This is a genomic window from Mycobacterium sp. AT1 (assembly GCF_002043095.1).
Classification (GTDB): domain Bacteria; phylum Actinomycetota; class Actinomycetes; order Mycobacteriales; family Mycobacteriaceae; genus Mycobacterium.
The window spans coordinates 115,935-135,275 of sequence record NZ_MVOC01000035.1 but is presented as its reverse complement, the minus strand read 5'-3'; the positions used below and the strand labels follow the sequence as shown (position 1 = coordinate 135,275).

The 19,341-nt window shown below is 66.9% G+C and carries 20 protein-coding genes; 10 read left to right on the top strand and 10 right to left on the bottom strand.

What is annotated here, in order from left to right:
- Position 1: 1 nt before the first annotated feature.
- Genes B1790_RS16515 through B1790_RS16495 form a run of 5 tightly spaced genes read right to left on the bottom strand, consistent with a single transcriptional unit; the run spans position 2 to position 4,199 of the window.
- The gene (locus tag B1790_RS16515) at positions 2 to 208 is read right to left on the bottom strand and encodes a ferredoxin (protein ID WP_079924352.1); all 207 of its coding nucleotides are present in this window, start codon (positions 206 to 208) and stop codon (positions 2 to 4) included.
- Between the two features lie 8 nt (positions 209 to 216).
- Complete coding sequence (locus B1790_RS16510) at positions 217 to 1,572, bottom strand: cytochrome P450 (RefSeq protein ID WP_079924351.1); 1,356 nt, start codon at positions 1,570 to 1,572, stop codon at positions 217 to 219.
- Positions 1,569 to 2,393, bottom strand: coding sequence for an SDR family oxidoreductase (locus tag B1790_RS16505; protein ID WP_079924350.1), 825 nt, complete (start codon positions 2,391 to 2,393; stop codon positions 1,569 to 1,571). Before B1790_RS16505 ends, B1790_RS16510 begins: the two co-directional genes overlap by 4 nt.
- A 13-nt stretch (positions 2,394 to 2,406) precedes the next feature.
- The gene (locus B1790_RS16500) at positions 2,407 to 3,609 is read right to left on the bottom strand and encodes a cytochrome P450 (RefSeq protein ID WP_079924349.1); all 1,203 of its coding nucleotides are present in this window, start codon (positions 3,607 to 3,609) and stop codon (positions 2,407 to 2,409) included.
- Positions 3,606 to 4,199, bottom strand: coding sequence for a TetR family transcriptional regulator (locus B1790_RS16495; protein ID WP_369832359.1), 594 nt, complete (start codon positions 4,197 to 4,199; stop codon positions 3,606 to 3,608). Before B1790_RS16495 ends, B1790_RS16500 begins: the two co-directional genes overlap by 4 nt.
- Positions 4,200 to 4,398: 199 nt before the next feature.
- Here B1790_RS16495 and B1790_RS16490 point away from each other — a divergent pair, with 199 nt between their 5' ends.
- From B1790_RS16490 to B1790_RS16470, 5 genes are all read left to right on the top strand, one after another.
- The gene (locus B1790_RS16490) at positions 4,399 to 5,868 is read left to right on the top strand and encodes an aldehyde dehydrogenase (protein ID WP_079924347.1); all 1,470 of its coding nucleotides are present in this window, start codon (positions 4,399 to 4,401) and stop codon (positions 5,866 to 5,868) included.
- Positions 5,869 to 5,954: 86 nt separating this feature from the next.
- Positions 5,955 to 6,716, top strand: a complete 762-nt coding sequence (locus B1790_RS16485) for an SDR family oxidoreductase (protein WP_079924346.1) — start codon at positions 5,955 to 5,957, stop codon at positions 6,714 to 6,716.
- Complete coding sequence (locus tag B1790_RS16480; RefSeq protein WP_079924345.1) at positions 6,713 to 7,561, top strand: NAD(P)-dependent oxidoreductase; 849 nt, start codon at positions 6,713 to 6,715, stop codon at positions 7,559 to 7,561. Before B1790_RS16485 ends, B1790_RS16480 begins: the two co-directional genes overlap by 4 nt.
- A gap of 3 nt (positions 7,562 to 7,564) precedes the next feature.
- Positions 7,565 to 8,008, top strand: coding sequence for a carboxymuconolactone decarboxylase family protein (locus tag B1790_RS16475; protein WP_079924344.1), 444 nt, complete (start codon positions 7,565 to 7,567; stop codon positions 8,006 to 8,008).
- Positions 7,998 to 9,224, top strand: coding sequence for a hypothetical protein (locus tag B1790_RS16470; protein WP_079924343.1), 1,227 nt, complete (start codon positions 7,998 to 8,000; stop codon positions 9,222 to 9,224). The genes B1790_RS16475 and B1790_RS16470 overlap by 11 nt, the downstream gene beginning before the upstream one ends.
- Here B1790_RS16470 and B1790_RS16465 read toward each other — a convergent pair whose 3' ends face one another.
- Positions 9,225 to 9,821 (bottom strand): TetR/AcrR family transcriptional regulator, encoded by a 597-nt coding sequence (locus tag B1790_RS16465; RefSeq protein WP_079924342.1) that lies wholly within the window; start codon positions 9,819 to 9,821, stop codon positions 9,225 to 9,227.
- A gap of 26 nt (positions 9,822 to 9,847) precedes the next feature.
- Positions 9,848 to 11,122, bottom strand: coding sequence for a cytochrome P450 (locus B1790_RS16460; RefSeq protein WP_079924427.1), 1,275 nt, complete (start codon positions 11,120 to 11,122; stop codon positions 9,848 to 9,850).
- A 63-nt stretch (positions 11,123 to 11,185) separates the two neighbouring features.
- Between B1790_RS16460 and purD the strand changes: the two genes are divergently transcribed.
- On the top strand, positions 11,186 to 12,454 hold the full coding sequence (gene purD / locus B1790_RS16455) for a phosphoribosylamine--glycine ligase (RefSeq protein WP_079924426.1): 1,269 nt from the start codon (positions 11,186 to 11,188) through the stop codon (positions 12,452 to 12,454).
- Here purD and B1790_RS16450 read toward each other — a convergent pair.
- A complete protein-coding gene (locus tag B1790_RS16450; RefSeq protein WP_079924341.1) occupies positions 12,451 to 13,362 on the bottom strand; it encodes an alpha/beta hydrolase family protein in 912 nt (303 codons plus the stop codon). The two genes, purD and B1790_RS16450, sit on opposite strands and share 4 nt — an antisense overlap.
- 140 nt (positions 13,363 to 13,502) lie before the next feature.
- Here B1790_RS16450 and B1790_RS16445 point away from each other — a divergent pair, with 140 nt between their 5' ends.
- The 3 genes from B1790_RS16445 to B1790_RS16435 are packed head-to-tail and all read left to right on the top strand — an operon-like array spanning position 13,503 to position 16,587.
- A complete protein-coding gene (locus B1790_RS16445; RefSeq protein WP_079924340.1) occupies positions 13,503 to 14,114 on the top strand; it encodes a TetR/AcrR family transcriptional regulator in 612 nt (203 codons plus the stop codon).
- Positions 14,115 to 14,128: 14 nt separating this feature from the next.
- A complete protein-coding gene (locus tag B1790_RS16440) occupies positions 14,129 to 15,109 on the top strand; it encodes an SDR family NAD(P)-dependent oxidoreductase (protein ID WP_079924339.1) in 981 nt (326 codons plus the stop codon).
- A gap of 53 nt (positions 15,110 to 15,162) precedes the next feature.
- A complete protein-coding gene (locus tag B1790_RS16435) occupies positions 15,163 to 16,587 on the top strand; it encodes an APC family permease (protein ID WP_079924338.1) in 1,425 nt (474 codons plus the stop codon).
- On the opposite strand, the gene B1790_RS16430 is transcribed toward B1790_RS16435, so the two are convergent.
- On the bottom strand, positions 16,588 to 17,565 hold the full coding sequence (locus B1790_RS16430) for a phytanoyl-CoA dioxygenase family protein (protein ID WP_079924337.1): 978 nt from the start codon (positions 17,563 to 17,565) through the stop codon (positions 16,588 to 16,590).
- Positions 17,562 to 18,380, bottom strand: coding sequence for a class I SAM-dependent methyltransferase (locus tag B1790_RS16425; RefSeq protein ID WP_142271341.1), 819 nt, complete (start codon positions 18,378 to 18,380; stop codon positions 17,562 to 17,564). Before B1790_RS16425 ends, B1790_RS16430 begins: the two co-directional genes overlap by 4 nt.
- 102 nt (positions 18,381 to 18,482) lie before the next feature.
- On the opposite strand from B1790_RS16425, the gene B1790_RS16420 reads away from it, so the two are divergent.
- Positions 18,483 to 19,340 (top strand): methyltransferase, encoded by an 858-nt coding sequence (locus B1790_RS16420; RefSeq protein WP_142271340.1) that lies wholly within the window; start codon positions 18,483 to 18,485, stop codon positions 19,338 to 19,340.
- Position 19,341 lies beyond the last annotated feature (1 nt).

The window sequence follows — 19,341 nt, the reverse complement described above, 5'->3', positions numbered from 1 at the left end:
ATCAGTCCTTTTCCTTGAGTGAAATTGCTTGGGTGGGACACATGTCAATCGCCCGCTCGACGTCCTCACGGATGTCGTCGGGTGGCTCGGCGTCGAGGATCTCGACGACTCCGCGCTTGGGCACCGCGAAGACGTCGGGAGCTTCCAGTTCGCACATGGCGTGGCCCTGGCACAGGTCCTCGTCGAGTTCCACGCGGTAGCAGCCCATGGGGATTCCTACTTGGCCCGCTTGCGGTAGCGAACCTTGGCTGGCTGGGCCAGCTGGACGACCATCTTGGAGTGGTCGTTCTGGTAGCTATCGGCAGGCTGGGACATTTCGAACTCGTACTCGCGCAACAGGACCGAGAAGATCGCCTTGATCTGCATCTGGGCGAACGCCGCTCCGACGCAGCGATGCTTGCCCGCGCCGAAGGGGATCCACGTCCACCGGTTGGCAAGGTCTTCCTGACGCGGCTTGTCGTACCGGTCGGGGTTGAAGTCGTCGGGGTTCGGGAAGTCCTCGGCGATCCGGTTCGAGATCGCCGGCGAGGCGGCCACCATCTGACCCTCGTGAATCGGGTAGCCCGCGACCTCGAATTCGTCCTGCGCGACGCGCATCAGGATGATCAGGGGCGGGTGCATGCGCAGCGTCTCCTTCAGGGAGTTGTCGAGTCTCGGAATCTGGCGCAGCGCATGGAAACTCACCTCCTGCCCGTCGGCGTAGAGCTCGTCGAGCTCCTGCTGGACGTCGGCGTAGACGTCGGGATGGCGAAGCAATTCGATCAGAGTCCACGACGAGGTGCCCGAGCTGGTGTGGTGACCCGCGAACATCAACGAGATGAACATGCCGGTGACTTCGTTGGCCGTAAAGCGGTGGTTGCCGTCGTCGTCCTTGATCGACACCAGCACGTCGAGCAGGTCGCGGTCCTGTTTGTCCTTGGGCGGGTCGGCAATTCGACCATCCATGATCTCCTGCACCAGCTCGACGAGTTTGACGCGTGACTCGTCGCGGATGCGGAAGCTCTCGATGTCCAGGTAGGGGTCCACGTAGCAGAGCGGGTCGGTGCCGCGCTCCAGCTGGTGGTAGTAGTGCGCGAAGCGGCTGTCCAGCTGCTCGCGGAACTTGAGTCCGATGAGGCAGGCGGTCGAGGTGTAGATGGTCAACTCGGAGAAGAAGTCGAGCAGTTCGATCTCGCCTTCGTCGCCCCAGTCGGCGATGATCTTCTTGACCTCGTTCTCGATGGTCGCGGCGTGACCCTTCATCTGCTCACCGCGTAATGCGGTGTTGTGCAACATCTCCGCGCGACGCTCGGGGTCGGCGTCGAACACCACGCCCTCGCCGAAGATCGGTGTCATGAAGGGGTAGGCCTCGGCCTGGTTGAGCTCGGCGTCGCTGGAGCGGAAGAAGAATTCGTTGGCCTCCGACCCGGACAGCATGACGACCTGCTTGTCGACCAGCTGGAACCAGCCGACGTCTCCGCATTCCTCGCGGATCCGGTTCATCAAACCGATGGGGTCGGTGCGGAACTCCTCGAGATGGCCGTATTCCTCCTCGCCACCGGATACCCGGGGGACGTCCTTGGTGATGGTCATTTCAGGTTCTCCTCGTTGAGGATGAGCTTCTGCCGCTCGGCGGGATCGCTCGTCAGGGGAGCTTCGGGCTGAAGCTCCATGTTCGCGATGTACCCGCCACGCGGGGTCTCCGCGACGAAGGTGATCGCACGCGCCAAATCCGAGGCGCGCAGGAAGTAGTCATGGCGAGCCTGGCCCCACTTGGCCCAGTCGTCGAGGGCGGGGCCGATCTGCTCGGCGGGAAGGCTCCAGCCCATCGACGTCTTGGTGGGCCCGGGGTGCACGATCGACGCACGGACGCCGGTGCCCTCGAACTCCATTTGAAAGTTGTTGACCATGGCAACGAGTGCGGCCTTCGCGGCACCGTAGGCCCCCATGTGCGGCCGCTGTCGCAGCGCGACCTCGGAGCCCACGAAGATCAGGTCGCCCCGCTGCCGTTCGAGCATCCCGGGCAGCACCGCGGTGGCGAGACGATTGGCCCCTACCAGATGGATCTGCAGCTGCGAGTTGAAGTCGTCGGTGCTGATCTCGGCCAGCTTGCCAAAGTAGGTGTCGCCTGCGCCGGCGACCAGGAGCTCGATGTCGCCCAAGGCGTCGACGGCGTTGGCCACGAACGACTTCACCGAGTTCGGGTCGGTGACGTCGAGGTGAAAGGCGACGGCTTCGCCACCGTCGGCGCGGATCTTGCCGACCAGGTCGTCGAGCTTCTCCACCCGCCGGGCGCCGAGTGCGACGGGAAAGCCACGCTCGGCGAGCGCGATGGCCGTGGCCTCCCCGATGCCTGCGGACGCGCCCGCGACGATGGCGGGCCTGCGGTCGGGTAGGGGTGAAAAGCGGGGCATTCCGAGGGTCCCTTCAGCGGGCTTGGATGGTGATGGGCAGATGGGCGAAGCCACGGACGCTGCTCGAGTGCACGCGAACGGAGTTGGCTTCGTCCACCTCGTAGCCGCGGACGCGCTTGAAGAACTCGGTCAGGGCGACCTGGGCTTCCATCCTGGCCAGGTGTGCGCCAAGGCAGAAGTGGGCCCCGCTTCCGAAACTGACCAGCTTGGAACCGATTTCGCGGTCGATTCGGTAGTCGTCTGGGTCGTCGAAAACTCGGTCGTCACGGTTCGCCGACCCCGGCAGCAGCAGGAGCACGTCTCCCTCGGGGATCGTGGTGTCGTACATCGTGATGTCGGCGGAGACGGCGCGAGCCAGGATCTGGCTCGACGTGTCGTACCGAAGCGTCTCCTCGACCCACGGTTTGACAAGGGAGTGGTCGTCGAACACCGGGGCCAGCTGGTCGGGGTTCTTGAAACCCCAATACGCAGCGTTGGCAAGGAGTTTCGTGGTGGTCTCGTTGCCTGCGACGACCATCAGGAACAGGAACGCGATGATCTCTTCGTCGGTGAGCTTGTCACCGTCGATCTCGGCCTCGACGAGCGCCGAGGTCAGGTCGTCGGAGAGCTTCGCCCGCCGGGAGGAGACCATGTCGGCGTAGTAGACCATCAGGTCGGCCGACGCCTGGATCGCCTCGGCTGGGACGTCCTTCACGCCGTCGTCACGGTGCATCACACCGTCGGCAAGCGCGCGGATGCGAACCCGGTCCGACTCGGGGACGCCCATGAGTTCGGAGATGACGTCCATCGGGAGCTTGCCGGCGAAGTCGTCGACGAAGTCGAAGTGATCGGACTGCACGGCGGCGTCCAAGTGCTGTACTGCGATTTCGGTGACCCGGGCCTCCAGCTCACGAATTCGTCTGGGGGTGAATCCCTTCGACACCAATGTGCGCAACCGCAGATGGCCGGGATCGTCGAGCGCCAGGAACGACATCACCCGGTGGGCGTGTTCGTTGCGCGAGATCGGGTCGAGCGAGACGCCGTGCTTGTTCGACAGCGAGGTGCTGTTGCGAAAGCCCTGGACGACGTCGGCATGCCGAGACAGGGCCCAGAACTTCTGATCGGAGTTGCGGTACAGCGGGGCCTCGTCGCGCAGCCGTCGGTAATAGGGGTACGGGTCCTCGTGGAAGTCGTAGTCATATGGGTCCAAGAGGACGTCCGACGTGCTTGCGGTCATGTGTGTTCTCCCAAGATGAGGCCGACGACGTAGCTGAGCCGGTCGGCGATCTGGTGGTAGGTGAATACGCCGCTGCCTGCGTTGACCAGCGCGCCGAAGTACGTCATCTCCAGTGCTGACACCACCCGTGGATCGGTGTCGGGCCCGGCCGCGGACTTGATCCTGCGGTGGATTTCGAGGCCGATGCGGTCGCGGACCCGGCGCACCGTCGGATCGTTGCCCGTCAGCAGGGCGGTCGTGCATGCCGCGGCCACCTCGGGCTCGTCGGCGACCACCAGGGTGAGATTGCGCAGGGCCTTTTCGACGCGGACCGGCATGGGCTCGTTGACGTCGGTGTAGTACGGCACCTTGCTCATCAAGTCGAGATAGATCTCGGCGATCAGATGATTCTTCGACGAGAAGTACGTGTAGGCCGTCGCCGGTGCCACCTTCGCCCGCGCCGCGACGGCACGCACCGTCAGGTCGGCGTACGAGGATTCGCGCAGCATCTCCATGCCCGCGGTGAGGACCTTGCGGAAGGTCTCTTCCTGCCGTTTGTTGCGCGGCGTCTCGTCGGACGACGACCCGGTCGGCTCGGCGATTGCAGCCACGGCATCACTGGACACATGTCCAAGTTATCCGACGATGTCGGCAATCGGCAAGCGCGGCCGGCAAGTCACCGGGAAGTCCCAGTTGGAGGCTGACTTTCGCAATGGCACGCCGGGCCGGCCTTGCCACGGTCGCGCACGTGCAGTTATGGTTCGACTCAAGATGGCCGGACAGGTGTCCAGGACAGGAACGGGAGATGGAATGACGCTGCTCGGTGATCGCGAGAGCCGGCTGCTGATCGACGGCAAACTGGTCGCCGGCAGCGGAGGGACGTTCCCGACGGTCAACCCGGCGACCGAGGAAGTGCTTGGCGTCGCCGCGGATGCGACGACCGACGACATGAGCTCGGCGATCGGTGCGGCTCGGCGCGCGTTCGACGAGACCGACTGGTCGACCAACGTCGAGCTGCGCGTGCGGTGCATCCGGCAGCTGCAGCAGGCGATGCGCGACCACGTCGAAGAGTTGCGAGAGCTGACGATCGCCGAGGTGGGCGCGCCGGTGATGCTGACGTCGATGGCTCAGCTCGAGGGCCCGATCGAGGATCTCAGTTTCTGCGCCGACACGGCCGAGTCCTACCAGTGGACAAGCGATCTCGGCATCGCAAAGCCGATGGGCATCAAGACCCGTCGCACGGTTGTCCGAGAGGCCGTCGGCGTCGTCGGTGCCATCACGCCGTGGAACTTCCCGCATCAGATCAACCTCGCCAAGCTCGGGCCAGCCCTCGCCGCCGGCAACACGGTCGTGCTCAAGCCCGCGCCCGACACGCCATGGTGTGCAGCGGTATTGGGTGAACTGATCGTGGAGCACACCGACTTTCCGCCCGGTGTGGTCAACATCGTCACCTCCAGCGATCACGCTGTGGGTGCGCTGCTGTCGACGGATCCGCGCGTCGACATGGTGTCCTTCACTGGCTCGACGAACACGGGCCGGGCGGTGATGGCCGACGGTGCCGCAACGCTGAAGAAGGTATTCCTGGAGCTCGGCGGCAAGTCCGCCTTCCTGGTGCTCGACGACGCCGACATCGCCGGTGCGTGTTCGATGGCCGCCTTCACCGCGTCGATGCACGCCGGACAGGGGTGCGCGATCACCACCCGCCTCGTCGTGCCGCGGGAGCGCTACGACGAAGCCGTCCAAGCGGCCGCGGACACCATGGCCGGGCTGAAGGCCGGCGATCCGACCAACTCCGGAACCGTCTGTGGACCCGTGATATCCGCTCGCCAGCGCGACCGGATTCAGGAGTACCTGGACTCGGCGATCGCCGAGGGCGGGACGTTCGCGTGCGGTGGTGGCAGCCCCGCCGGCCGCGACACGGGCTTCTTCATCGATCCGACTGTCATCGCGGGCCTCGACAACAACGCACGGGTGGCACGCGAGGAGATCTTCGGGCCCGTCCTGACGGTCATCGCGCACGACGGCGACGACGATGCAGTGCGGATCGCCAACGACTCGCCGTTCGGCCTGTCGGGCACGGTGTTCTCCGCCGACGACGAGCGCGCCGCGGCAGTGGCCGCCCGCATGAGGGTCGGCACGGTGAACGTCAACGGCGGCGTCTGGTATTCGGCGGACGTGCCCTTCGGCGGGTACAAGCAATCCGGCATCGGCCGGGAAATGGGCGTCGCCGGATTCGAGGAATATCTCGAGACCAAGGCCATTGCCACCGCAGCCAAGTAAGCCATTGCGCCGAGTGTGCACTTAAGTCACGCCAATCGCCGAACAGCGTGCAACAACACCACAGTCGGCGTCTAGGAAGGATTGAGATGGGTCTGTACGGAGATCAGTTCAGCGAGAAGGTTGCCATCGTCACCGGTGCCGGCGGCGGCATCGGGCAGGCGTATGCGGAGGCACTGGCCCGCGAGGGCGCGGCCGTCGTCGTCGCCGACCTCAACCTCGAGGGTGCCCAGAAGGTCGCCGATGGCATCAAGGGCGAGGGCGGCAACGCGCTGGCGGTGCGAGTCGACGTATCCGATGTCGACTCGGCCAAGGAGATGGCGGCGCAGACGCTTTCGGAGTTCGGTGGGATCGACTACCTGGTCAACAACGCCGCGATCTTCGGTGGGATGAAGCTCGACTTCTTGATCACCGTCGACTGGGACTATTACAAGAAGTTCATGAGCGTGAACCTCGACGGTGCGCTGGTGTGCACCCGCGCGGTGTACCGGAAGATGGCCAAGCGTGGTGGCGGCGCGATCGTCAACCAGTCCTCGACCGCGGCGTGGCTGTACTCGAACTTCTACGGGCTGGCGAAGGCCGGTGTCAACAGCCTGACCCAGCAGCTGGCCACCGAGCTCGGCGGCCAGAACATCCGCGTCAACGCCATCGCGCCGGGGCCCATCGACACCGAGGCCAACCGGACCACGACGCCGCAGGAGATGGTGGCCGACATCGTCAAGGGCATCCCGTTGTCCCGCATGGGCGAGGTGGACGACCTGACCGGGATGTGCCTGTTCCTGCTGTCGGACCAGGCCAAGTGGGTGACCGGACAGATCTTCAACGTCGACGGCGGCCAGATCATCCGATGACGGAGTTGAAGCTGGGCTACATCGGCCTCGGAAATCAGGGCGCGCCGATGGCCAAGCGTCTCGTCGAATGGCCCGGCGGGTTGACGGTGTTCGACGTGCGTACCGAGTCGATGACGCCGCTCGTCGAACTCGGGGCAAGCCTTGCTGACGACGTGGCCGGAGTTGCGGGGGCCGACGTCATCAGCGTCACCGTGCTCACCGACGCGCAGGTTCGTGACGTCGTCGCCGAACTGGCCGAGCACGCGAAGCCGGGCACCGTCATCGCGATCCACTCCACCATCGAGCCGGACACCGCGGCCGAACTCGCCGAGGCGCTGCGGCCCAAGGGAATTCACGTCGTGGACGCCCCCGTCAGCGGTGGTGCTGGCGCGGCGGAGAAGGGCGAGCTGGCCGTCATGGTCGGCGCCGACGACGAAGCGTACGAACGCGTCAAGCCCGTGTTCAAGCAGTGGGCGTCGATGGTCGTCCGGGCGGGGGAGCCCGGCGCGGGAACGCGAATGAAGCTGGCGCGCAACATGTTGACGTTCATCGGGTTCGCCGCCGCCTGCGAGGCGCAGAAGTTGGCGGCGGCCTCGGGCATCGACCTGCAGAAGCTCGGCCGGGTGGTACGGCACAGCGACGCCCAAAGCGGCGGACCGGGCGCCATCATGGTTCGCGACGACACCTTGCCACTGCCCGCCGACCACTTCCTGTACGACATGTTCATGCACACCCGCGGGCTGGCCGAGAAGGATCTGCGGTTGGCCCTGGGACTTGGTGAGGCTTCCGGGCTCGACCTGCCGCTGGCCGAGATCGCGTTGCGAGACCTGGCCGACGGCCTCGGCGTGCCGCACGAGAGGAGCTAGACGATGGACGAATTGCGCCGCAAGGGCCTCGAGAAGATGAACGAGGTGTATTCGTGGGAGATGCCGAACATCGAGGGCGACGCCTTCTTCGACCTCACCGTCGACCATCTCTTCGGCAGCATCTGGACGCGGCCGGGCTTGTCGATGCGGGACAAGCGGCTGATGACGCTCGCCGTCGTGACCGCGCTCGGTGAGCAGGGTCTGGCGGAGATTCAGGTCAACGCCGCGCTGGCCAACGGTGAGCTGACCGAGGAGGAGCTCAAGGAGATGGCGATCTTCCTCACCCAGTACGTCGGGTTCCCGAGGGGCGCCGGCCTGAACGGGGTGGTCGGCAAGGTCGCAGGCAAGCGGAAGAAGGCGGCCGAAGCGGGTACCGGTGAGGACAAGAAGGCGAATGTGAAGTCCGCGGTCAAGATGAGCACGGGGAAGACGCTCGATGATGAGTAGGTATGCCGCGCTGTCGCGCGAGGAGCTCGCCACCCTGGTGCCCGAGCTGTTGTTGATCGGTCAGCTCATCGACCGGTCGGGAATGGCGCATTGCATCAGCGCGTGGGGACGCGACGAGATGTTGCAGATCGCCATCGAGGAGTGGGCGGCGTCCAGTCCGCTCTACACGAGGCGGATGCAGAAGGCGCTGAAGTACGAGGGCACCGACATCTTCACGTTGTTCAAGGGGCTGCAGCTGGACATCGGAGCGCCGCCGCAGTTCATGGACTTCCGCTACACCGTGCACGACCGCTGGCACGGCGAGTTCCACCTCGACCACTGTGGGGCGTTGCTCGACGTCGAGCCGATGGGCGAGGACTACGTCAAGGGCATGTGCCACGACATCGAGGACCCCACCTTCGATGCCACCGCGTTGGCCACCAACCGCAAGGCGCAGGTCCGCCCGGTCCACCGTCCGCCCAGGGCGTCATCGGATCAACATCCGCACTGCCGCTGGACCGTCATCATCGACGAGTCCTACCCGGAGGTGCCATTCATCCCGGCGATGGACATCGTGGGTGCCACTCAAGCCCACTCGATCGAACTCGATCCGATAGACCCGAACGACGAAGGGATGGGCGACTATTCGGGGGAGCTGCTCGCCGACGTCGACTTCGGTGCGTTCTCCCACTCGGCGCTGGTTCGGATCGCCGACGAGGTGTGCATACAGATGCACCTGCTGGTGAAGTCCTTCACCATCGCCGTGGAGAAGCGCGCCAAGGATGATGCGGCACTGGCCCGCTCGGTTCGCACCAAGCAGCTGATCGGGATTGCCGGCGTGGCCGCCGAGCGCATTCACCGCGCGTTGGGCCTGTCGCGCGACGTCAAGGGTGCGCTGCGCGTTCTCCAACTGCATCCGCTGCTGAATCCGGCGGCCTACGTGTCGGCCGACGTCGACCCGGAGTTCGTCCACGTCCGCCGCTCGCCCGCCTACGAGGACGGCTCCTGGATTTCGCTGGTGTCACCGGTTGCCGACCTGCCGCTGCAGGCCATCGTGCAGGCCGTCGACCCGCACCTGCGGGCCGAGGTCTCCGGCACCGAATCGGACTGGACCGTGCGCGTGATCGAAACCGACACGCCGGCCAAGGAACTCGGCGAGGTGGCCGTTACCAGGTTCAGCGGCGGCGCGAACTGGGTGTTCCAGGAGCGAAAGTCGTTGCCGCTGACCGTCGTATAGTCACCCGGCCGTAACGGCCGAACCCACCCAGCGCCTCAAGTACTCGCGAAGGGCCTCACCCGTCCGTGGCGGGCGGCCGGGGTCGAGGATGAACGACTGGATGATCCGCAGCAGATGCTCGGCGAGTTCGTCGAGTCCGTCGTCGGTGAACCCCAGCGCAGCCCAGTCGACGTCGAACCGCCGCAGCATGGCGTTCGCGAATTGCAGTGCGACGTCCGAGGTGACGGATGCCGTGTGCTCGTCGGCGCGACCCGGTGCGATCAGCAGACCGATGTGCTTGTCCTTGGGCAGCCACTCCAATGCGGTGGCGATGGCCTCGGTGACGGCGTCGACCGGGTCGGTGAGGCCGCGAAGATGTTCGGCCAGCCGGTCGAGGAAGTCGTCGGCGGCGTGGACGGCGGCCGCCACCAGAAGCGCTTCGGTGCTGGCGAAGTACCGGTACACGGTCTGCCGTGTCACGCCGAGGGTGCGCGCGACGTCGGCAATGCTGACGTCGGCGCCGCGTTCGTCGACGGCCTTGCTCGCGGCGTCCAGGATCCTCGCCACGGCCTCGTCGTCGGTCGCGGGGGCCGATCCCGACCATCCGTGGGTACGCACGGCGGAAATCGTAGCCGGACCTCGACTCAGCCCTGGTAGGCGACCGACAGTTCCTTGACGCCGTTGATCCAGCCGGATCGAAGCCGTTGCGGCTCGGCCACTTTGGAGATGTCTGGAATCTGGTCGGCAAGCTCGTTGAAGATCAGCTTGATTTCCATCCGAGCCAGGTTGGCTCCGATGCAGAAGTGTGCGCCGTTGCCGCCGAAGGCCAAGTGCGGATTGGGGTTACGCGTCACGTCGAACTCGAAGGGGCGCTCGAACACCGACTCGTCGAAGTTGGCCGAGCTGTAGAAGAGGCCGGCCCGTTGACCTTCCTTGATGGTCACGTCGCCGAACTCCACGTCGGCCAGAGCCGTCCGCTGGAAACAGTGCACCGGGGTGGCCCATCTGACGATCTCGTCGACCGCCGTGGCGGGCCGGTCCCTCTTGAAGAGCTCCCACTGGTCCGGGTTGTCGAAGAATGCGTTCATGCCGTGCGTCATGGCGTTGCGGGTCGTCTCGTTGCCCGCCACGGCCAGCAGGATGACGAAGAAGGCGAATTCGATGTCGTCCATGGCGTTACCGTCGATGTCGGCTTGCACTAGCCGGGTGACGATGTCGTCGGCCGGGCAGCGCCTGCGCTCCTCGGCCATGTTGTAGGCGTAACCCATCAGTTCCGCGTTGGCCATCGTCGGATCGGAGTCGAAGTCCGGATCGTCGGTGTTCATGATGCAGTTGGTCCAGTGGAACAGCTTCTCGCGGTCGGCCTCCGGGACGCCGATCAGGTCGGCGATGGCCAGCAGCGGCAACTTGGTGGCGATGTCGTCGACGAAGTTGCCGCCGTCCTTCGCGGCGGCCTCGGCCACGATCTCGCGGGCGGCGACGGCGAGCTTCTCCTCCAGCGCGGCCACCGACCGGGGCGTGAACAGGCGCGACACGATCTTGCGCAGTCGGGTGTGCTCGGGGGCGTCGTGGTTGATCAGCAGCGCCTTGGTCAGGTCCAGCTGCTCGGCGGTCACGCCGTCGGGCAGTCGCATCACCGCGCCCTTGCGGTTGGTCGACCACAGGTCGCCGTTGCGGGAGATGGACTTGATGTCCTCGTGGCGGCTGATCACCCAGTAGCCGCCGTCGTCGAAGATCGACTCCTGCTGCTCGTTCCACCACACGGGGGCGGTCTTGCGGAGTTCTGCGAATTCCGTGACCGGGATACCCCGGAGCAGGACGTCGGGATCGGTGAAGTCATACCCCGGGGGTAGGAGCGAAGCGACTCGGGGGGAATCACTGTCCGCTCCGAAGGGGCAGCCGTCATGCATCGTCGCCATGTTGCAGACCATACACCGCATCGGGAAGTGTATGGCCGGATTCGAAGGTTTAGGGTGACGACCGTGCGAGTCCTCGTGATCGGATCCGGTGCCCGTGAACATGCGCTGCTGCTGGCGCTGCGTCGCGATCCCGAGGTGGACGCGCTCGCCGTGGCCCCCGGCAACGCGGGCACGGCGGCGATCGCCGAGCAATACGACGTCGACGTGACCTCCGGGGACGACGTCGTGAAACTGGCCAAGCGGTTCGAGGCCGACCTCGTCGTGGTCGGACCCGAGGTTCCGCTGGTCCTCGGCGTCGCCGATGCGGTCCGAGCGGCCGGCATCGTCTGCTTCGGGCCGTCGAAGGACGCCGCCCGCATCGAAGGCGCCAAGTCCTTCGCGAAGGACGTAATGGATGCCGCGGGCGTGCGCACCGCGCGAAGCGAGATCGTGGACAACCCCGCCCGGCTGGACGCCGCGCTCGACCGCTTCGGCCCGCCCGCCGGCGATCACGCCTGGGTGGTCAAGGACGACGGCCTGGCGGCCGGAAAGGGCGTGGTGGTGACGGCGGACCGCCTCGACGCCCGCGCGCACGCGGCGAGCCTGCTGGATTCCGGGCATCCCGTGCTGCTCGAATCGTTCCTGGACGGCCCCGAGGTCTCGCTATTCTGCGTCGTCGACGGTGAGACCGTCGTGCCACTGTTGCCCGCGCAGGACTTCAAGCGCGTCGGCGACGGCGACGCCGGACCCAACACCGGAGGCATGGGCGCGTACACGCCGTTGCCGTGGCTGCCCGCCGACGTCCTCGCGAGCATCGTCGACGACGTCGTGAAACCCGTTGCCGCCGAGATGGTCGCGCGGGGCTGTCCGTTCTCCGGCCTGCTGTACGCCGGCTTGGCGATCACCTCCCGAGGCCCGGCCGTCGTCGAATTCAACTGCCGCTTCGGCGATCCCGAGACCCAGGCGGTACTTGCGCTCCTCGAGAGCCCGTTCGGGCAGTTGCTGCGCGCCGCCGCCGTCGGTGAACTCGCCGCGCAACCAGCGCTGCAGTGGAGTGACGGGGCCGCCGTGACGGTCGTGCTGGCCGCCGAGAACTACCCGGGGCGCCCTCGCGTCGGCGACGTCATCACGGGCTCGGAAGGGCCGGGCGTGCTACACGCGGGTACCGCCAGGCGTGACGACGGCGCCGTGGTCTCGTCGGGCGGGCGGGTGCTGTCGGTGGTGGGCACGGGTGCCGACCTCGCCGCGGCGCGCGAGGCGGCCTACGCCGTCATGGAAGGGGTTCGGCTGCCTGGCGGGCACTTCCGCACCGACATCGGGTTGGCGGCCGCCGAGGGGCGAGTCGTCGTCTAAGCGACGAGAAGCGGTGCCATCCAAGCGATTTCGGCTGGAAGCTGCGAGCTCCAGAACTCGCCGTCATGGCCGCCGGGGGAGAACCCACCCGCGGGCGGGTTGGGCAGCTGCCCGATGAACTGTTTGGTGGCGGCGTAGAACGGATCGCTGTCGCCGCAGTCGATTCTGATCGGAATCGACGCCAGATTCGGCAGACCCCACACGCTGTTCGCGGCGTAGTCGGCCTCGCCGTCGAATGCGCCGGGGGCCGTCGCACCCGAGGACGTCCACAGTGCCGGGCTTACCGCGCAGATCGCGGCCGTGCGGGCCGGACCGAGCCGGGACCCCAGCAGCAGGGCGCCGTACCCGCCCATCGACCAGCCGAGGAAACCGACCCGCGATATGTCCAAGCCCTGCTCGCCCAGCATCGGAATCAGCTCGTTGAGCACCATCGCACCGGAATCCTCGCCGGAAGTCCGTGAATGCCAGTAACTCCCGCCTCCGTCGACGGCGACGACGGCGAACGGCGGGATGCCAGCCGCGACGGCTTGCGCGAGGCCCTGCTCGACGCCGCCTGCCATCACGCCCGCCGCATCCTGGCCCTTCCCGTGCAGTGCGATCACCGGCCGCAGCGGTCCGGTCTGGCCCGGTGGCCGGGCGATCGCCCAGTTGGTCGACACCCCGCCACGGGCTGCCGAGACGAACGATCCGGTGACGTAGGTGGGAGCTGCCGCCGGCGGCTCGAGGGGTAGCGGCGGTCGCGGCGGCGCCAGCGGCGCGCCGATGCCGGTCATGGCGACGGGCGGCCGGGTGACGGGCGCTTGGCTCAGCATCGTGTCGAGTGCGTACGCGCCCGCGGCTCCCGCCGCGGCACCGACGCCGAGTCGCAGAATGGCGCGACGGCTCAGGTCTGGCATGCGGGCCATCATGCCATCGGCGGCCTGGGACGAGCACTTGCGGGACGCATGTGACGGGTGGGTTCTACGCGACTGTGCGCGCGCCCTGCCTTTCCTGTGGAGAGCCTTGCAGTTGGCCGAAAGCCCTATGTCGGCGGGCCGTGGCTGGCAGCATGCAACACGTGACGGCAGCGGTCACCCCCAAGGGTGAGAGACGACGGTACGCGCTGGTCAGCGCGGCCGCTGATCTGCTGTGCGAAGGTGGCTTCGACGCCGTCCGGCATCGTGCCGTCGCCCGCCGAGCCGGGCTGCCGTTGGCCTCGACGACGTACTACTTCTCGTCCCTCGACGACCTCGTCGAGCGGGCCGTCGAACATGTCGGAACGCGCGAAGCCGAGACCTTGGACACCCGCGTCGCGGCGCTGTCGCGGCGCAAACGCGGCGCCGAATCGACGGCCGACGTCCTCGTCGACCTCTTGGTCGGCGACGGACCCGGCACCCGGGTCTCGGAGCAGTTGATCTCCCGCTACGAGCGTTACATCGCCTGTGCGCGCCAACCCGGGCTGCGCGACGTCCAGCGTCGCATCATGAAGCAGCGGACGCAGGCCGTCGTCGAAGTGGTGGAGCGGTCGGGGCGATCGGTGCGGGCCGAGCTGATGACGGCGCTGGTGTGCGCGGTCGACGGTGCGGTCGTCGCGTCCCTCGTCGGGGTCGGGGACGGGCCGAGGGCTGCCGCTCGCGCAACGCTCGTCGACGTCATCGACGTGCTCGCGCCCTTCGGCTGAGTACGGTCGGTGACATGTCCGTCACCGGTGTCCTCGACGCCGCTCTCGACCGATCCGTCCTCCTCGGCTACTCGAAGATCGGGTCGGGCGTGCGCAGGCTCTGGTGGCCCGCGGACCCGGCACCGTCGTCGATGGCAGGCAAGCGCGTCGTCGTCACGGGTGCCACCTCCGGTCTGGGCGAGGCGATGGCGACGTCGTTCGCCGAATTGGGCGCCACCGTGCACCTTCTCGGCCGCAACCCGGACAAGGTCAAGCGCTCGGCGGACGTGATCCGCGGTGCCGTACCAGGTTCGGTCGTGATCGACGAGGTGTGCGACGTAGGTGATCTCGACACCGTCCGGGCGTGGACCGACGACCTGTCCGGGCGCGTCGACGCCCTCCACGGACTGGTGCACAACGCGGGCGCCATGCCGAAGCGACGCGACGAGACGCCCCAGGGGCACGAGCTGCAACTCGCGTGCCACGTGCTGGGTCCGCAGGTGATGACCGAACGATTGCTTCCGCTGCTGCGCAACGCAGGTGGGGCGTCGATCGTCTTCGTCTCCTCGGGAGGGATGTACAGCGCGCCGCTGTCCACCGGCGACATCGAGTCGACCCGCGGCGATTACGACGGGGTTCGGGTCTACGCCAAGACCAAGCGCATGCAGGTGGTGCTGGCCGACGCCTGGGCCCGGCGACTGGCGACGAGCGACGTGCGCGTGGAGAGCATGCATCCCGGATGGGCGAAGACCCCCGGTGTCGCCGAAGCCCTTCCGACGTTCCAGAGACTCACCGGGCCGATCCTTCGCGACCCGGCCGACGGCGGGGACACGGCGGTCTGGCTGGTGGCGACCCGGCCGTCGTCGCAGTCGCCGCACTTCTGGCACGACAGGGCCCAGCGGCCGACGACGTTCGGGTGGCAACGGACGCAGGATGCCGCCGCGGTCGCCCGGTTCCTCGACGCGGTCTCGGAGATGACGGACACGCCGCGAAGTTGGATTGCGCTGCAGGCTTGAACTCTTCCTGCAATGGTTAACCCTGATTGACAGCGGACTATCAGGGAGGCGTCATGACGCAAGCAGCGGTCGAGGAGCAACCTGAACTGAAACGGGTGATGGGCCCCGGTCTGCTGCTTCTCTTCATCATCGGTGACATCCTCGGCACCGGTGTCTACGCGCTGACCGGAGACGTGGCGGCCGAGGTGGGTGGCGCCGCGTGGCTGCCCTTCCTCGTCGCCTTCATGATCGCGATGCTGACCGCGTTCAGCTACCTGGAGTTGGTCACCAAGTATCCGCAGGCGGCTGGTGCGGCGCTGTATGCGCACAAGGCGTTCGGCATTCACTTCGTCACGTTCCTCGTCGCGTTCATCGTGATGTGCTCGGGCATCACCTCGGCGGCCACGGCGTCGCGGTTCTTCGCGTCCAACTTCTTCAAGGGCTTCGGATTCGATTGGGGCACAGCCGGAATCGTTGCCGTCGCCCTGCTGTTCATGGTGATGGTCGCCGCCGTCAACCTGCGAGGCGTCGGCGAGAGCGTGAAGCTGAACGTGGTGCTGACCATCGTCGAGATCACCGGCCTGATGCTGGTGATCTTCGTCGGCTTCTGGGCGTTCACCCAGGGCGGTGACACCGTCGACTTCTCGCGGGTGATCGCCTTCGACACCGCCGAGGACAAGAACGCGTTCCTCGCCGTCACCACGGCCACGTCGCTCGCGTTCTTCGCGATGGTCGGCTTCGAGGACTCGGTCAACATGGCCGAGGAGACCAAGGATCCGGTCAAGATCTTCCCGAAGATTCTCTTGACCGGACTCGGCATCGCGGGCGTCGTCTACATCGTGGTCGCCATCGTGGCGGTGGCGCTGGTCCCGGTCGGCACGCTCGAGGCCAGCGAGACGCCGCTCGTCGAGGTGGTCAAGGCCGGGGCGCCCGGTATGCCGATCGAGAAGATCCTGCCCTTCATCTCGATGTTCGCCGTCGCGAACACCGCGTTGATCAACATGTTGATGGCAAGCCGGTTGATCTACGGCATGGCCAAGCAGCACGTGTTGCCGCCGGTGTTGGGGACCGTGCACCCCTCGCGCCGGACCCCGTGGGTGGCCATCGTGTTCACCACCTCGATCGCGTTCGGGCTGATCCTCTACGTCACGGCCTTCGCCAACGACAAGGCCATCTCGACCCTCGGCGGCACCACGTCGCTGCTGTTGCTGGCGGTGTTCGCGGTGGTGAACATCGCAGTTCTGGTGCTGCGCAAGGACGTCAAATCCGACGGCAATCACTTCAAGACCCCGACCTGGCTGCCGTGGGTGGGCTTCGTCGCCTCGGCCTACCTGGTTTTGCCACTGTCCGGTCGGCCGCTGCAGCAGTACGTGCTGGCGATCGCGCTGGTCATCCTCGGCGTCCTGCTGTTCGGGCTGACCGTGGCCATCAACCGCGCCGTCGGCATCAAGTCGACGCGAATGATAGACGTCGAAGAACTGGACTCCGGCCCGAAGTAGCTACGCGACGCAGGGCTCCAACAGCGGGTTGCGCGGGCTGGCCACCACCTGTCCGGGCTCGGCTCCCGGAATGAACTTGCGCCAGTCGCCACTCACCATGGTGGGGCTCGGTACGACGCGGGTGCCGTCGGCGAAGTAGGTGTTGGCCAGCACGACCCGGGCCTTGGTGGTGCGGTTGGCCCCGGCGGTGTGGAAGCAGTTGGCGCCGTGGAAGCTGACCTCGCCCGCGGCAAACGGTCCGTCCTCGACCTGAACGGCTTGGGCCCGAAAGACTTCCGACACCCCACGGTCATAGGACGTGCCGTGTTTGTCGAATTCGAGATCCGCCACCAAGTTCCCGACGTCGGCGCCGCGGGCGAAGGCCAACGGGCCCATCTCGCGCGGAGTGGGCTGCAACGGAATCCACGCCGTCAACACGTCGGGGGAGTCAAGGGGAAAGTGATGGGCGTCGAAATGCCACGGCGTGCGCCCCGCGCCGGGTTCCTTCGACAGCGCGTTGTCGTGATAGAGCCGCACCCGCTCCGTCCCGAGCAGGGCGGCGCTGATGCCGCCGATGCGCGGTGACAACACCGCGGCGCGCACCAAATCGTCGTCGAGCCACATCATTTCGCGACTCTGGAAGCCGACCTCGGGGTCGACGGCCTCGTCGAGCAAGGTACGCAACCTCATTCGAAGGCGCTGCACCGCGCCGGGACTGAGCACGCCGGGCAGCTTGACGAACGCGTCGGTGCGGAACTCGTCGATCTGGGCATCGGTGAGTGGATAGGCCACGGCGAGTTCGGCCGCGATCTCGTCGTCGGACGGCAACGGCCCCGGGTCGTGGGCCTGCGGGTCGACAAGCGGCCCGTCGGGGGCGGGGCCGTCCGCCAGCGACATGTACCAATCCCACCACTGGTCGTTGCCCCGGTCCCACTCGACGGCGACGTCGGACGCGGTGCCGGCGGCAGTGGTGTCGGACAGGTGCGGGTTGCGAATCATGGCTGCTGCCAAGTGATCAGGTGCGCTTCGTGCTGGAACTCGTAGGCGCCGTCCGGCCCCCGGCAGCCGGCGAGGTATTCGCCGAGCGCGGCACTGCCCTCCATCTGGTCCAGTGTCACCGTGTCGTCGAACGCGCAGCGCTGCAGGAAACCCTCGGCGACGGCCCGGTCGGACGTCCCGGTGCGGTAGTTCAGCACCTGAACCTCGACCGGTGCCCCGGCGTCGCGAAGTGCTGCGGTCACCCCCTCGGCGTCGGTGTACGGCGTGGCCTCGGGTGCGAACGACGCCCGATAGGCGTCGTAGAAGGTCAGGTAGTGCGAGCGCGACGACGCCTGCGCGACCACGCCGAACCCACCGGCACGAAGAGCGCCAACCATTTTCGTCACTCCCGCGGCCAGCTCGCCGGGCGGCAGCGCGTAGAGCGCGTGGGTGGCCCAGGCGACGTCGTAACCCGTGCCGGAGAATTCTTGGAGCAGGACCTCGTGCTCCCCGGCCGCGACGAACGGCGGGGCGAGAGCCGTGCGTGCCTCGGCGATGCTGAAGGCCGACGGGTCGAGCAGATCCACCTCCAGCACCGGCTGCGCGGCGAGTCCCGACGCGACTAGTGCGGTGGGAAACTTGCCACTGCCGCACGCCACGTCCAGTAGTTTCACGCGCCCGTCGACGGCATGTGCCGCGAGGTCGGCCTTCCAGTCGCGAGCGCCGGCAAGCTGTCGGTAATCCTCCGTGGCGAGGGCGTAGAACGCCTGCATTTCCGCCCGTCCGGCCTCACTCCAATGGTCGAGACTGCGCTGGGCGGTGTCGGGTCGGGTCACCGACCAAGCCAACCACGGATCTCGACGACCGATTCTTACGCAACGGTGTCGTCTTGGACGATCGTGCCGTTCGGGCCGCTTTTGCAGGGACACTGGGACCACATGACACTGATCGGGCTACCCGTGCCCTTGGTAGGCCTGCGGGACAGCGTCCTGGAACAGCCGGCACTTCCGGCGTTGACGAACGAGCGGTACGCCCACACCCACGCCGTGTACGAGGCGGCCAGCGATCAACGCCCCGGCCTGCAGAAATGGCTCGCCACGGAGCTGCCTCCGATGCTTGCCGATCGTGATCCGGTACGGGTCGTCGGCGTCGGGGTCGGCGACGGAAGCGTCGACGCTCCGTTGGCCGCCGCGCTGGCGGCAGGCGGGCGCCGAGTGCGATACACCGGCGTCGAACCGCATGCGGCGTCGGCCGCGGGATTCGCCGAACGACTGAATTCCCTTGGCCTGCAATCCCTCGTCCCCACCATCGTCATCGGCGACTTCGCCGACCACGATGTCGGCCATCCCGCCGATCTGGTGCACTTCGTGCACTCGCTCTACTACGTCGAAAAGCTCGCCGCAGCACTGGATCACGGCTTCACCCTGCTCAGGTCGGGCGGGTTGCTGGTGGCCGCCGTCGCCCCGCTAGAGCCGCTGTGCGTCCTCACCGAGATGCTCTGTCCATGGTCCGGACGCACGCCCTGGTTCGCCGAAGACGTCCATGCCGAGTTCGATCGTCGTGGCGTGTCCGTTCGCACCGAGACGATCGTGGGGCGCCTCGACGTCCGCGACGCACTCGTCGACCCGCTCGGACGGGGTGAAGCCGTTCTCGACTTCCTGATCGGGGCCCGCTCGCGCGCGCTGGAACCCGTTGCACGCGAGCGCCTACTCGGCTACCTTCGCGACATCTCCGTGCCCGGTCATCCCGGCGTCCTGCCGCATCCGGTGGACGTCATCATCGCCCGCAAACCCTGAA